Origin of the sequence: Photorhabdus cinerea (genome assembly GCF_011189575.1) — a bacterium.
Lineage (GTDB): Bacteria > Pseudomonadota > Gammaproteobacteria > Enterobacterales > Enterobacteriaceae > Photorhabdus > Photorhabdus cinerea.
The window spans coordinates 19,342-34,684 of sequence record NZ_PUJW01000023.1 but is presented as its reverse complement, the minus strand read 5'-3'; the positions used below and the strand labels follow the sequence as shown (position 1 = coordinate 34,684).

Sequence of the window (15,343 nt, the reverse complement as noted above, 5' to 3'; positions counted from 1 at the left end):
CATTAATTGTAGTTTAATTACATATTTATGCGATCTGGATCTAATATGTATCGAACGACACAATGGCCTACATCTTGCAAGTACAAAAATCATTACATTAGTTATATTTAGTTTACAGAAACACCAATACACATCCCATCTAATGACGACTTTACATTACCCATACATACACCTAACGAGTAATATTACGTAATGAAAAAATGGAAATTGCCCTGTTTCATCTACAGCTGAAGCCATTTTTCACCGTTGTTAATGAAACAATGAATAATGTACAAAAAATATTCCAAAATATGGAATATCTGTGGATTCCAGTCGAAATTTGCAGGCTTTCAGAATAAGCATATTAATTCAGGGTGTCCTATCATATTTCCGCACTATTACAGACCGGGTGGTTATTTTCGATACAGAAATACACCATCAACCGTTCCCGATATGCCGCCTTCTATCAGTATGAGATGGCAAGAGAGTCGCTTGGGGAGGCGGGGATACCAGCGCACATAGTCACTATGATTAACAGAACTATTGAACACTGTTGTTTATTATGAACAAATTAAAAAAGGCTGAACCAAATACCTCGGCTCAGCCTATCGCTTATTAAGCTGGCATATTAGTGTGCCTGATCCCAGTTGTCACCGATACCCACGTCTACTTTCAAAGGAACATCAAGAACCAAACTCTTCTCCATCAATTCACGAATTTTCTGTTCCGCATTTTCAAGTTCTGATTCATGAACCTCAAATACCAGCTCATCGTGAACCTGCATGATCATACGAACTTTTGGCTCTTCACTCATAATCCAGTTATCCACCGCAATCATTGCTTTTTTGATGATATCCGCCGCCGTCCCCTGCATTGGCGCGTTAATGGCTTCACGCTCTGCTGCCTTACGACGCATACCATTGCGAGATTTGATATCTGCCAAATAAAGACGACGACCATCTAGCGTTTCAACATAACCCTGTTCTTCTGCCTGTTCACGGGTACGCTCCATATACGCCAATACACCCGGATAACGCTCAAAATAGAGATCCATATAGCGCTGAGCTTCGCCTCGCGGAATACCCAACTGGCGGGAAAGACCAAATGCACTCATACCGTAAATCAAACCAAAGTTAATCGCTTTAGCACTACGACGCTGCTCGCTAGTTACCTGCTCCAATGGTAGACCGAATACTTCCGCCGCCGTTGCCCGGTGAATATCTTGCCCTTCGGCAAAAGCCTTCAATAATCCTTGATCCTGAGACAAATGGGCCATAATCCGTAGTTCAATCTGAGAGTAGTCAGCAGCCATAATTCGATAACCTTCAGGAGCCACAAATGCCTGACGAATGCGGCGGCCTTCTTCATTACGGACAGGAATATTTTGCAGATTAGGATCACGTGAAGAGAGACGCCCGGTTGCAGTTACCGCCTGATGATAGGAAGTATGAACCCGTTTAGTCAGCGGATGGACCATCTGCGGCAATTTATCTGTGTAAGTGGATTTCAGTTTCGCCAACCCACGATGCTCTAAAATCACTTTCGGTAATGCATGGTTATCCGCCAACTCTTCTAGCACCTCTTCATTAGTAGATGGCGCACCACCTGGCGTTTTCTTCACTACCGGCAAATGTAATTTTTCAAATAATATCGCTTGTAACTGTTTTGGCGAAGCCAGATTGAAAACCTCACCTGCCAATTCATGTGCTTCTTTTTCCAACTCATCCAAACGAATAGTAATCTCTTTTGAATGCTCAGCCAGAATATTTGAATCAATCAGTACGCCTGTACGTTCCATACGGGAAAGTACCATTACCAGTGGCATTTCTGTTTTCAGGAATACTTTTTCTAACGTCGGCGCTTGCTGCAATTGCGGCCACATCGCCTGATGTAGCAACAAAGTAACATCTGCATCTTCGGCGGCATACATTGCGGCCTGTTCCACCGGGACCTGATTAAAAGTGAGCTGATTTTTACCTTTACCAGCAATCTCCTCAAAAGTCGTGGTCTTATGATTCAGATGACGTTCAGCCAGACTATCCATATCATGTCGGCCCATACCTGCAACGCTGTTGAGCACATAAGATTCCAGCATAGTATCATAAGCAATACCTTGCAGTTCAATGCCATAGCGAACCAGAACACCACGATCAAACTTAATATTTTGACCGATTTTCAGTAGGTTGCTATCTTCAAGCAGCGGTTTTAATGCTGCCAGTACCACATCTCTGTCAAGCTGTTCTGGCGCACCCAGATAGTCATGTCCCAGAGGCAGATAAGCCGCATCCCCGGCAGTAATCGCAAATGATATACCCACCAGATTCGCTGTCAAAGTATCCAGGCTGTCAGTTTCAGTATCAAAAGCGAAAACCGGCGCTCTTTTAAGCTTCTCAATCCACTCATCAAAGCTTTTCTGATTGAGAATAGTTTGATAATTATCGGTAGAGAGTGTGGTCGAAACAGATGTATCCTCAGTCGGAGATGATTCATCATTGCTAGTCGATGCTGGTTTTTTACCTTTAACTGCCAACCAATCGCCATTTACCACATCACTCAACCAACGTTTGAATTCATAACGGGAAAACAGCTCATGTAGTTTCTCTGTATCCGGTTCTGCAACTGATAGAGCAACACAGGTTTTATCCAATTCAACATCGGTTTTAATTGTTGCTAATTTATAAGAGAGATAAGCCACATCTTTATACTGTTCCATCTTATTCGCCAGCGTTTTTGCCCCCCGGAAACTCAGCCCTGCAATTTTATCCAGATTGGCAAAAATATCATCCATGCCACCAATCCCTTGCAGTAATCCCAGTGCAGTTTTCTCCCCGACGCCGGGTACACCAGGAATATTGTCTGAAGAGTCCCCCATCAGTGCCAGAAAATCGATAATCAATTCTGGCGGCACACCATACTTCTCAACGACTTCTTCCGGTCCCAGAATGGTGTTATTCATGGTATTGATCAGCGTGATATTCGGTGTTACCAATTGCGCCATATCTTTATCACCCGTGCTAATAAGCACCGCACGGCCCTCTTTTTCCGCCTGTAACGCCAGAGTCCCAATAACATCATCAGCTTCTACTCCCGGAACCACCAGCAATGGTAATCCCATAGCTTCTACCATCTGATGCAACGGTTCTATCTGCGCACGCAAATCATCCGGCATAGGAGGACGATGGGACTTATACTCAGCAAACAATTCATCACGAAAAGTTTTACCTTTGGCATCGAATACCACCGCTACATGGCTCGGTTTATATTGCATGACCATACTACGCAGCATATTCAATACGCCATACATAGCTCCGGTAGGTTCACCTGCACTATTGGTTAGTGGAGGGAAAGCATGATACGCACGATAAAGGTATGAGGAACCATCAACCAAAATCAGGGGATTGTCTGCTATCTGAGCCATAAGTCTTCTTCATTTATCTGTTACAGGTGTAAAAGAATAGGATGCCACAGCAAGGAGCAGGAAACGAATTTTGTATGAACTTTCTTTACTGAGAACAAATTCAGATATTCATATCTTGCTATAAATTCTGTGGATAACTTTGTGTATAGATATTATAGGTTTTATTTTAATATTGATCGTTGATAAAAAATACTTATCAACTGCGTGTAAAAATCAATGACTTATAACCTGAGTCATTAAATTGTCATATTACCTTATAGATCACGGAGTTGTGGATATAACCAGAGTTTGTCTTATGAAAAAGTCTTTCTAACCTGCATTGTGCCAAAGCTTCTCACTTTGGCACATACCCATGTTATTCTATTTCAGTCGTTAACATTATTTCTTATTTAACAAAAAGTTAACAACGTCTGAATATGATTTTGCATAATGATCATCAGAAGTTGCATCGATACCGTTATTTCTCACCATATATTTGCCGTTAACAAACATTGCTGGTACACCACGCAGTTGCAAATCCTGAGCAGCTTTTTGCTGCTTAACAACTAAGGATTTCACAACAAAACTGTTCATAGCCGCATCATAGTCTTCAGCCGTCACCCCAACGTTGATAAAAGCATTGCGAATATCGTTCGGAGTTTTAATAGCATGAGTTTTCTGAAGGCCCTCAAACAGTGCCAGAGTCACTTTATCTTCAACACCCATTGCCATTGCAACTGCCCAAGCTGTCGTCAATTCTTTACCCAATGGCCCTAAAAAATCCACATGATAACGGACAAGTTTTGTTCCTGCCGGCAAATTCTGTTTCACAGTCTGAGGAACTTTAAAAATCTCTTCAAATTGATAACAATGAGGGCAATAGAAAGAAAAGAATTCCAGAACCTGTGGTTGATCTGCCACCGGCGATTTTAATTCAACAAACTGTGTCCCTTCAGTGAAACTAACAGCTGATGCACTAAATGCCATTACCATTCCTACTAAAACTAACCAAAATTTTTTCATAACTATCTCCATGATAAACATTAATACATTGGGCTAAGCTGCAAAGGAGGCTCCTGTAACAACTTAATCTGTTCAGAAAAAAGTGACGTCTGTTTTAACCAAAAATCGGTGTCTGCCATCCAAGGAAATGCCTTGGGAAAAGCAGGGTCCTGCCAACGGCGAGCTACCCATGCCAAATAATAGACCATTCGCATAGCCCGCAGAGGTTCTATTAATGACAACTCTCTTGGGTCAAAATTCGTAAACTCACTATAAGATTCCAGCAGAGTATCTAACTGTAATAACTGTTCCTGACGGGAACCATGAAACAACATCCATAAATCCTGCATTGCGGGGCCATTACGCGCATCATCAAGATCAACAAACCAGGCTTCGTCACGCCACAGGATATTACCCGGATGGCAGTCACCATGAAGCCTCAATATTTGCCAATCCTCACGCCAATTTGATTCCACGATGTTTATCAGATCATCCAATATCGCTAAAAATTGTACTTTCTGTTTCGAAGGAACTAATTCACATTCAGCCAAGAAATGTCGTGGCTGATACAGATACTCATTTAACCCGATAGTTGGGCGAGTTATGAATTTTTGCTGGTAGCCAATCTGATGAATTCTACCCAGCAAACGCCCTACATCTTCTAACTGAAAGAGATTATCGGATTCATACTGGCGGCCACCGATGCTTGGAAAAACAGCAAAAAAGAAATCTTTAAAAATCAGTACAGTTTGTTGATCAAATACCAACGGTGCCGCAACCGGTAAATCAGCCTGTTGTAGTGCCAGGGAGAAATCATGTTCTTCCTGAATCTGCGGCCGATCCCAGCGCAATGGCCGATAAAATTTCACAACATAACGTTTACGCTCTTCATCTGTAAATTGATAAACACGGTTCTCATAACTGTTTAGTTCTGTCAGCCCGGAATCTATATATAATCCAGTCTGCGTCAATGCATCCATAATCAAATCCGGTGTTAATTCCCGGAAATTAAAAGCCGCCTGATTTGTTAGCACACTCTACTCTCTTGATTTTGATTAATCTGTCATAATGCCACGAGCATGCAATAACGCGGTTTTAAAATCTACTTCATCATCTTTTTTTAGCCCCGGAATTTCTGCCGTTGCCTCCAAACCGCGCATTTTCAAGTGATAAATCAAAACATCATCGGTCAAAGCTCATTGATTTCATTAAGCCGACGAGATTGCATATCAAATTTCTTATAAACAACCTATACAAATTAGCAGGGATAGCTCCCCAGAGAAAGAATTGCTCTGTCAATAAGCGTAAAGGTCGCTCTTTTATCAGTAAGTTATACAGTAATGATCGTTTTAAAAACGCTAAGTTAAACTCAGATAACCAATCCGAAAAAGGTTATATTGGTGGCAATAAGCGCATTATTGATAGAAACATTATGCAACCAAAAATAAGTGGTGTGATCCTCGCAGGTGGTCGAGCGACTCGTATGGGCGGAAATGATAAAGGACTCATTCTTTTAAATGGGCTACCTCTGTATCAACATATTGCAAATAAGCTGCACCCACAGGTAGATGAATTAATTATCAACGCTAACCGGAATCTGGAAATTTACCACCAAAGTCGTTACCAGGTTGTCACTGATCTAACGCCAGATTTCTCTGGGCCATTAGCTGGAATGTTAGCAACATTGAAATCAGCCAGTCACGATTGGGTGGTATTTGTTCCTTGTGATGTGCCGGATTTCCCGGCTGATTTAGTCGCCCGCTTATGGCAAGGCAAGCAACACGCATTGGCAGCCTATGCAGATGATGGCAACCGCCCTCACCCTACCCTCTCTTTACTACACCGCAGTTTGTTATCCCAATTGGGAAATCATCTGACTAATGGTGATCGTAAGCTGATGTTATTTATGCATAAGATCGGGGCAGTAACCGTTCAGTTTGCTGATAATCCAGCTGCTTTTGCCAATCTGAATACTCCGGAAGAATGCCAAAATTGGGAGCATATACAGGAGATCAAAAAATGAGCGCAAAACCACCTCTTCCACTACTTGGTATCACAGCATACAGCGGTACAGGAAAAACCACGCTTCTCAAGAAAGTAATCCCATTATTACGCCAACAACAAATTCGAGTTGGTCTGATAAAACACACTCATCATGATATGGATGTAGATAAACCGGGCAAAGACAGTTATGAACTGCGCAAGGCCGGTGCAGAACAAACCCTGGTCGCCAACCAACAACGCTGGGCGTTAATGACAGAAATATCAGATTCGCGGGCATTGGACTTGAGCTATCTTGCCAACCGCTTTGACTCAGATTCTCTGGATCTGATCTTAGTAGAAGGCTTCAAAGATGAGCCAATTAATAAGATCGCGTTATACCGCCGTATTATTAACCGACCATTAAACGATCTTCTTGATCAACATGTGATTGCTGTTGCCAGTGATGAAAAATTAGAGACAACCCTGCCACAACTGAATATCAATCAACCTGAACAGGTAGCTGATTTTATTGTGAAGTGGCTGAATATAGAACGTTAAATGGTTTCCACCTGTGATAAGGAACATAACAGTACGCTAAAACACAGGCAGAAGACCAAAAACAACCATTGCATAGTAATTATCAGCTTACTTCATCCTCTCAGGCTCAAGCCATGACTACCGTACCCGCCACCAGACGTCCTTGATGGAATGTTGCTTGACGGACTGGTAACCGCGCCACCGCTTCAGCAGAACAACTGGCTGCTACCAGAACAAATTCAGCCTTATCACCCGCCTGCGGCCAAACACGCTGGCCCCGATCGTCAAGCGGTAACACACCACCAGTAGCAATAGCCATAGCACGAGAAAGATGATATTCATCTGAACCACGGTATAACTGCGCGTATAGATTAGCCTTTTCTAACATGTCACCAGTGCCGAATGGCGACCAGTGATCAATCACACTGTCAGTACCGGTCATAATAAATACTCCTTTGGATCTGAGTTGCGGCAATGGCATCATCAAGCTTCCGATCGGCACTGTAGAGGCAATAGTGATTTGCTGCTCTGCTAAACGAGAAGCAGTTTCTATCAACTCACTTTCATCCAGAGTGGTCAACGCGAAGGCATGACTAATTGTCACCTTGCCACGCAAACTTGGCGTTTTTTCCACTATATCAATCATGTAGTTAATGGCAGCAACACCTGCCGGGCTGATCTCATGCAAATGAATGTCTACACCAGCGTTATTGTCCAACGCGATCTGGAACATAGTATCCAGTGATTTCTCCATCGCTGCATCCACGTTAGTCGGGTCCAATCCACCAACGTATTGCACACCCATTTGCATCGCCTCGCGCATTAACTCTTCTACTCTGGAATGCAACAGACCATGCTGCGGGAAGGCAACGATCTCACAAGTGAAATCATCACGATGGTTCTCCAACGCATACTGCAAATGTTCTAGACTTTTCAAGCCACTAACTGGATCGATATTGCAATGGCTGCGCGCCACTGTGCTCCCCTTAGATTGCAGTAGGGCAATTAGGCCCTCCGCCCGCTGCTGCGAAGTGGGTAGCAGTTTGGGGATCAACGTTTGCTCCTGGGTAATCATATCCATAATAGTTTTACCCTGGCTCAGTCGCGGTGCCTGCCACGGACCACCGTAGAAAGTCTTATCCAAATGAATGTGCATATCGCGAAAGGCGGGCAACAGCAACTTCCCTTGTGCCTGATAGCACAGCAGATTCATGTTAAACAGCGTACCAGCAGCATGAATAGCAGCTATCCGACCATCTTTAATTTCCAACGTATAAAGCGCAGTACGAGTGCCAATCACAGTATCGCCCTCATACTCAAATCCCTCCTCCAACAGCACATCACTCAAATAGTAATGGCGATCAGTAAGGGTAGTCTGCACCTGTGATGTACTAGATAAAGCGGCTGGCGGCATTGCCTGCGCGATCCCTCCTGTTAGAGAGATGACCGCACAAGCGGTGGTAAGTTTACCTGTTTGACCAAGAAAATCCCTGCGGCTTTGATGTTGAAGTTTTTCCACATTCAATTCCTTACTTAAAAAAATCGCCTCAAAAAATGCCAGGCAAGTGCGAGTTTTGAAAGGATATTTTCCAGAATTTAAAACATATATATAGACAAGTTTCCAACAATATCACAACCCATTCTTACAAAATTGCTGTGTAACAATGGAAAGCTCGATGAGTCATATGGATAAGGAAGCGTTTATTCTGGTTTTCCAGAAAATGAATACAGAGGATGGTGCTTGTAACAGAGTTTTGTGGAGATTCTCCAAATACTGCTTTTAGTATAACCCGGCGAACATATTATTATTTTCATCGGCTTGTAATAGGAGTTGATAAAACCTTCTATTCTAATGTCGACCGTAGTTGGCCAAACAAGCCCTTAAATCTATGCAGTGCGCATTTACACACAACTCCTTTTGATAAAGACTTTCAGTGAGAATTGACTGTGTATTTGTTCAAGCCCGTTTTGGCTCAAGCCAGTGGTTTTCATCACTGTTTCACGATCAACTCCACTGCCTAGCAATGCATGCGCGATTTTTAGAGTCGCCTCTTGGTACCCTTCTAAACGTCCTTCTAGACGTCCTTCTTGGAGTCCTTCTTGGAGTCCTCTTTGGAACCCTTTCTGCTCCAGTTTCTGTGCTATTGTCATCAGTACTTCCTCATACTTCGGGGACTGCTCTGCCAGTCGCCGGATAAAACCCTCTGGATAGGCGGTATCTCCCGCCTATAACAGGTAGTTATATACGCTTTTTAGCTGCTTATCCGTGTCGATAGTGACAACAAACAAATCTTCAATTTTATTTAAGGACCGAATGCCAGAACAATTATGATTGTGCACTTACCAAAATAACGTACCATTTCTATGCATTGCATGCATTTACGCATGCATCTCTACACCGATAGGGACTCTCTAGCACGAAATTAGTGGCGTATTTGCTCAAGCTCATTCTCGCTCAGGCCAGTGGTTTTCATCACTGTTTCACGATCGACTCCGCTACCCAGCAATGCATGCGCGATTTTTAGAGTCGCCTCTTGACGCCCTTCTTGACGCCCTTCTTGACGCCCTTCTTGCCACCCTTCTTGACGCCCTTTCTGCTCCAGTTTTTGTGCTATTGTCATCAGCACCTCCTCATACTTCGGGGACTGTTCTGCCAGTCGCCGGATAAACCCCTCTGGGTCGGCGGTATCTCCCGCCTGTAACAAGTAGTTTAACACGCTTTTCAACTGCTCATCGGTATAGTAGTCATACGCTAGCAGCACAACCAGCTCTTGCAACCGCTCTGCCATATCACGCTGTCGGATATGCTTTTGTACCATCTCCAACAACGCAATCCGTTTGTGTGTCAAGATTTCATCGTCCGGGATCACTGTCACATCCACTAAGGGAAACATAGTGGAATAGACTTCCTTTGCCAATGCCGGATCATTGAAGCAATCAAGCCAGTTGGTACTCCATGGATACGGCCGTGTTTTGCCATGATAGAACAATATCGGGATAACCAATGGTAATTTTTTATGTCCCTGTTCCAGATGTCGCTGCATTGCTGAAATACTATATCGCATCAGCCGGAATGCCATCATCTTGTCTGGAGAACTCTGGTGTTCGATCACGCAATACACATAACCGTCACCCTGCGCCGTTTTCAGCGAATATAGGATATCGGAATAATGCGCACGTAGATCATCCTCAATAAACGACTCTGGTTCCAACCGAAGTGTACCAAGATCACAAACTGCCCGTAATCCCACCGGCAAGTGTATCTCCAGAAAGTCCCTGGCAGTATCCACATGACTTAAAAACTTTTTAAAAACAGCATCATGTGGCGTTGGTGTATTTTTTCTCTTCATAGATGAATGGTAGCATACTTTCTTTTATGTTGAAGAAATATTAAGCAAGAAAGCAGCCCCCACTCTTATCCTTAAGAGAGATTGATAATCTAAAGACCGGATGAACCGGTCTTTAAAGTATCTTTCAGCATGGGGGAAAGGTATGAAGGCAAGTTTTCGGCAACATCACCGCATCGTGACAAACTCTTCCGCCGCAGTTGGATGAATTGCCACAGTGTTGTCAAAATCTTTCTTAGTTGCGCCCATCTTCAATGCAACAGCGAAACCTTGCAACATTTCATCCATCCCAAAACCGATACCGTGAATGCCAACAATCTTCTCTTCCGGTCCGACACACACTAGTTTCATCCGGCATGGTTGGCGATGTTGAGTGACAGCGATATACATCGCAGTGAAAGAAGATTGATATGTTTTCACCTGATCTTCACCAAATTGCTCTTTCGCCTGCGGCTCAGTTAACCCCACAGTTCCAATCGGTGGATGACTGAATACGACGGTTGGAATATTAGTGTAATCCAAATGCTCTTCCGGCTTATTATTAAACAAGCGTTCAGACAAGCGACGACCGGCAGCCACTGCAACAGGCGTTAACTCCACCGCTCCCGTATTGTCACCTACAGCATAAATGCCTTTCACATTGGTATTCTGGTATTTATCAACCTTAATATAGCCTTTTCCATTCAATTCAATACCAGTTACTGACAGATCCAGATTATCTGTTGCCGGTTCACGGCCAATAGCCCAGATCAAGGTATCAACTGTCTGCTCTTTACCATTTTGCAGTTGCAAAGTCAGACTACCATCTGCATTTTTAATCACCGCTTTTGGCACAGATTCAGTATGTAAAGTAGGCCCTTCTGTATTAATAATTTCCAATAGTGTTTCAACAACCATCGGGTCAAAAGAGCGCAATGGCGCATGTTGACGCACAAACAGATGAGTTTCACTACCAAGTGCATGCAATACGCCGGCAATTTCCACCGCAATATAGCCCGCACCAACAACTGCAACCCGTTTTGGCATCTCTGTCAGTTCAAAGAAACCATCAGAATCAATACCATATTCCGCACCTGGTACATCAGGGCGTATAGGACGACCACCCGTCGCAATCAAAATATGATCTGCGGTGATTTCTTCACCATTCACTTCGACAGTATGTGCATCAACAAAACGGGCGAAACCTTGGATCACATCAACTTTATTGTTACCCAAACCACGTTCATAAGACTGGTGAATACGATCAATATAAGCAGTACGACTGGCAATCAGTGTCTTCCAGTTAAAGTGGTTAACTGTGGTATCAAAGCCGTAATCTGGCCCGTACTGGTGAATAGACTCAGCAATTTGTGCTGCATGCCACATCACTTTCTTTGGTACACACCCCACATTGACGCAAGTTCCACCTAATGCCTTAGCTTCAATCAGGGCACATTTTTGTCCGTACATAGCCGCACGGTTAATTGATGCAATGCCGCCGCTGCCACCACCAATCGCTATATAGTCGTAATGTTTGCTCATCTGGATTGTTTCCATCTAATCAGTTTAGGGGGGTTAATACCCGAAAGCCTATTATGGCAAAAAATATCAAGTAGTCGTGATGGTTCTGGCTCTTTCTGCCATTGTTAAAAGCTATTCTGGTGCAATCCATTTAACCATAGTGTGACCTATCCCTTCCGGAACCAGAACCTGATGTAACCACGGCAACACCGATTTCATCTGCTGTTCCAGTTTCCAAGGTGGATTAATCACGATCATGCCAGAAGCAGTCATCCCCCGTTGATCACTATCAGGACGAACAGCCAGCTCAATTTGTAGAATACGGCGAATGCCTGTTGCTTCTAGATCTTTAACCAAGCGTTTAATCTGCTGGCGTAATACCACCGGATACCACAACGCATAAACACCCGTTGCAAAACGTTTATAACCTTCCTGAATTCCCTTAACAACCATCTGGTAATCAGATTTCAGTTCATAAGATGGATCAATAAGAATAAATCCGCGGCGGCTCTGTGGGGGCAATTGTGATTTTAATTGCTGATAACCATCTTCACGCACAACCTTGGAGCGGTTATCACGGGAGAATTCATTACGTAATAAAGGAAAGTCACTCGGATGCAATTCAGTCAGATTGAGCTTATCATTCTGCCGTAACAAATGTTGGGCAATGAAAGGCGACCCCGGATAGTAACGTAAGTTGCCACTCGGATTCAGCGCAGCTACTGCGCTCATATAAACTTTCAACTCCTGCGGTAAATCTTCACGCTGCCAGACGCGAGCAACCCCTTCCAGATATTCACCGGTACGTTCAGCATATTCACCGCTGAGTTGATAGCGACCCGCGCCAGCATGAGTATCCAAATAGAGAAAAGGTTTTTCCTTTTCTTTAAGCGATTCAATGATCAGGCTTTGTACAGTATGTTTCAGTACATCGGCATGATTACCGGCATGAAAACTATGGCGATAACTAAGCATTAGGTTTAAGACCCCAGAGCAGAGATAGAGATTGCTTGTCAGATGGAGTATCTGACAATTAAAAACCCATCTCAGTAGATGAGACAGATGGTAAGGCGTCATTATAGCCCTATTAACCACAAAAATGGCAGAACTCTGAATCTCAAACCCCGAAAACAAAAACCTGTCAGATTAGTTATAATTTAGGATAAGTTAAAAGTTTAACCCAGAAAAAATATGACATTCAAAAAAATGATATTACCTACATCCTACCAACAATCATAAGTAATTCTTATGAAAAATAAATAACTAAAGGTTGTGCAATCAAACACAAGTATTGAGTAACAACTGAAATATGAAAATTTCTATGAATGATACTCGGCAAGTTGCCAGTCTGAAACAAACACTGAAAAACGTTGACATCTACTAATGACCAAGAAAATAGCTAAAAAAGAACAAAAAAAGTAGTTGAGAAAAGAAAATATGACTAAGTATTAACGAAACAGTTAAATAATTTCACTAAATAATTCCGTTAAATAAACATGTAAAAAAAATAGAAAATAAAAAGAAGAAAATAAAGAAATAAGCTGAAAAAAAATTGAAGAAGGTTATTAACAATCTTCAATTTCAATAAATAAAAATTAAGATTTTCAGCCAATGGAGAAACACTCCATTGGCTGAATAATTATATTACCTATCAGGCAACAATAGGTGCGCGCCAGTCATCTGCACCAGAAGTACCCGCAGTTGTATGTTCCCAAGTAATCTTACGATAAGACAGAGAAACACGAACTAATTGAGTAAATTCAGATTTTGTTGGGTCCTGACAATGTGGCATTTTGCAATCAATGTCGATAATAGTGGCATCTTCCAACTGAGTCGTGAAGAAATGCTCTTGTTTACCTTCAACAGAAGTGCGATACCATTTCAATTCTACTTTTGTCAGCATTTCACCAGAAGCCAATGCATTATAAAGCAATGGAACAGATTTATTTAATGCAACTGTAAAACGGAATGGTTTATGAGCACGCTGACCCGAAGGCTGACCAGATTGAGGATCAGTTGGTACAGTAACTACGTGATCAAATTCCTGAACCAGCATTTCATCCTCGTGCCCCTGAACGAAAATATTACCCACTGATTCAGCAGTGAATGAACCAGCCGTAATATTACCCTGGGTTTTTCCATCGATGGAAATATAACATGGAGTTGGCATGAAAATATCCTTTAAGAGATTGTGTCAAAATTAACGTAGTGTTCATATTACTTTCAGTAGTGATTATTTCATCTTGGAAAAAATCACTTATAAATACATTGAACACTGAAATGAATAATAAATACCAATCAGCTCATTTCAAAATAAAATCTAAATTGCAAAATAGTGCACCTATCACAATCAAATAAAAATATTAAAACTAACACCAATACAACATAAAAATTTAAAAAAATAAAATATTAAGAATAATTAACTGAAATAAATAATTGCACTCAGCGGAAAAATCACATATCTATGTGAAATATAATGATTTTAATAAATAAAACTAAAACTATTTTTTGGTCAATTAGAAAATGATAAGTAGATCAAAAAATTCAACTTTATCACTTGGTTAATAACGGAGATAACATTTACAATGCGAAATTAACTCCAAGATGTAAATGAAAATACACTTAGAAACACTTTTTTACACAATGAAACAAAAAATCATTAAATTTCCATAAATACAAAGAAATAGATATATCCCTTACCTATATAGTGGGATTTATAAATGATCAAAAAAAACACTAAATCGTAAATTATTGCCAAATCTAATAAAATTATCAAAGGTCTGAATAGAGAGGTATATCTACATATGTTTTAGCTTTACAATAAAAAAACAAAATGCGAAACTCTGCTTTGCAGAGCGGTCTATATTGATGCTATTGCTCGATGAGTAAGAATATTCTGAATTCGTCTTTATCTATATGCTAATAAAAGTCGACTTACTATCCAATTCAATGCAGTGAATCCCCCGCTATTTTATCCGGGGGGAATTTTATGTTCTCTGTCACATATAGGTAGGTATCAGGGGCAACTCTCTCATCAATATTGTTACCAAACAATTCCTAATTGCCTAATTGTATTACCCGAAGGATTTTAATATGAGTAAAAATAGCCCAGGTAGTGTAGCGCCAAAGGAAAGGATTAATATCAAGTATGTTCCGAATACTGGCGATCAAGTCGCTGAAATTGAATTACCACTTAATCTACTTATTGTTGGTGATCTGAAAGGAACAAAAGAAGACACGCCAATTGAAGAGCGGCAAGCTGTTTCTGTACACAAAAATAACTTTAATGCCGTGATGAATGAAGCAAATATCAACCTAACATTCAGTGTCCCTAACCGTCTCAATGATAATAGTGGGGATGACCTGCCAGTTAACTTAGAAATAAAATCACTGAATGATTTCTCACCCGATAACGTGGCGAAGAAAGTTCCTGAATTAAATAAACTTTTAGAACTGCGTGAAGCGCTTGTCGCGTTAAAAGGACCACTGGGCAATATTCCGGCATTCCGCACCCGTTTACAGGAATTACTGGGTGATGAAAAAGTTCGGGAACAACTTCTAAAAGAACTTGAAATCGTCAACCAAAAGTAATTGGCTA

General features: G+C 41.7%; 11 protein-coding genes and 2 pseudogenes. 3 read left to right on the top strand and 10 right to left on the bottom strand.

What is annotated here, in order from left to right:
* Positions 1-607: 607 nt before the first annotated feature.
* From polA to C5469_RS18180, 4 genes and pseudogenes are all read right to left on the bottom strand, one after another.
* Entirely contained in the window at positions 608-3,397 is a 2,790-nt protein-coding gene (gene polA / locus C5469_RS18195) for a DNA polymerase I (RefSeq protein ID WP_166309648.1), read from the bottom strand.
* 378 nt (positions 3,398-3,775) lie between these two features.
* Positions 3,776-4,399, bottom strand: a complete 624-nt coding sequence (gene dsbA / locus C5469_RS18190) for a thiol:disulfide interchange protein DsbA (protein ID WP_166309646.1) — start codon at positions 4,397-4,399, stop codon at positions 3,776-3,778.
* 20 nt (positions 4,400-4,419) lie between these two features.
* Complete coding sequence (locus C5469_RS18185; RefSeq protein ID WP_166309644.1) at positions 4,420-5,412, bottom strand: serine/threonine protein kinase; 993 nt, start codon at positions 5,410-5,412, stop codon at positions 4,420-4,422.
* A 21-nt stretch (positions 5,413-5,433) separates the two neighbouring features.
* Positions 5,434-5,571, bottom strand: a pseudogene (locus C5469_RS18180) (DUF1040 family protein); the annotation flags it as partial.
* A gap of 239 nt (positions 5,572-5,810) precedes the next feature.
* On the opposite strand from C5469_RS18180, the gene mobA reads away from it, so the two are divergent.
* Both mobA and mobB read left to right on the top strand, forming a co-directional pair.
* Entirely contained in the window at positions 5,811-6,401 is a 591-nt protein-coding gene (gene mobA / locus C5469_RS18175; RefSeq protein ID WP_166309640.1) for a molybdenum cofactor guanylyltransferase MobA, read from the top strand.
* Positions 6,398-6,919, top strand: a complete 522-nt coding sequence (gene mobB / locus C5469_RS18170; protein ID WP_166309638.1) for a molybdopterin-guanine dinucleotide biosynthesis protein MobB — start codon at positions 6,398-6,400, stop codon at positions 6,917-6,919. The genes mobA and mobB overlap by 4 nt, the downstream gene beginning before the upstream one ends.
* Before the next feature lie 106 nt (positions 6,920-7,025).
* Here mobB and C5469_RS18165 read toward each other — a convergent pair whose 3' ends face one another.
* The 6 genes and pseudogenes from C5469_RS18165 to C5469_RS18140 all read right to left on the bottom strand — a co-directional run bounded on the left by C5469_RS18165 (position 7,026) and on the right by C5469_RS18140 (position 13,915).
* Entirely contained in the window at positions 7,026-8,417 is a 1,392-nt protein-coding gene (locus C5469_RS18165) for an amidohydrolase (RefSeq protein WP_166309636.1), read from the bottom strand.
* Positions 8,418-8,800: 383 nt separating this feature from the next.
* A pseudogene (locus tag C5469_RS18160) lies at positions 8,801-9,187 on the bottom strand (hypothetical protein); the annotation flags it as partial.
* Between the two features lie 134 nt (positions 9,188-9,321).
* Complete coding sequence (locus C5469_RS18155) at positions 9,322-10,248, bottom strand: Rpn family recombination-promoting nuclease/putative transposase (protein WP_166309634.1); 927 nt, start codon at positions 10,246-10,248, stop codon at positions 9,322-9,324.
* Between the two features lie 165 nt (positions 10,249-10,413).
* On the bottom strand, positions 10,414-11,766 hold the full coding sequence (gene gorA, locus C5469_RS18150) for a glutathione-disulfide reductase (protein ID WP_166309632.1): 1,353 nt from the start codon (positions 11,764-11,766) through the stop codon (positions 10,414-10,416).
* 111 nt (positions 11,767-11,877) lie between these two features.
* Positions 11,878-12,720, bottom strand: a complete 843-nt coding sequence (locus tag C5469_RS18145; RefSeq protein WP_166309630.1) for a 23S rRNA (adenine(2030)-N(6))-methyltransferase RlmJ — start codon at positions 12,718-12,720, stop codon at positions 11,878-11,880.
* A 676-nt stretch (positions 12,721-13,396) separates the two neighbouring features.
* Positions 13,397-13,915: an Hcp family type VI secretion system effector gene (locus tag C5469_RS18140; protein ID WP_036772379.1), complete on the bottom strand. Its 519-nt coding sequence runs from the start codon at positions 13,913-13,915 to the stop codon at positions 13,397-13,399.
* 923 nt (positions 13,916-14,838) lie between these two features.
* On the opposite strand from C5469_RS18140, the gene tssB reads away from it, so the two are divergent.
* On the top strand, positions 14,839-15,336 hold the full coding sequence (gene tssB / locus C5469_RS18135) for a type VI secretion system contractile sheath small subunit (protein WP_036772378.1): 498 nt from the start codon (positions 14,839-14,841) through the stop codon (positions 15,334-15,336).
* The last annotated feature ends 7 nt before the right edge of the window (positions 15,337-15,343 follow it).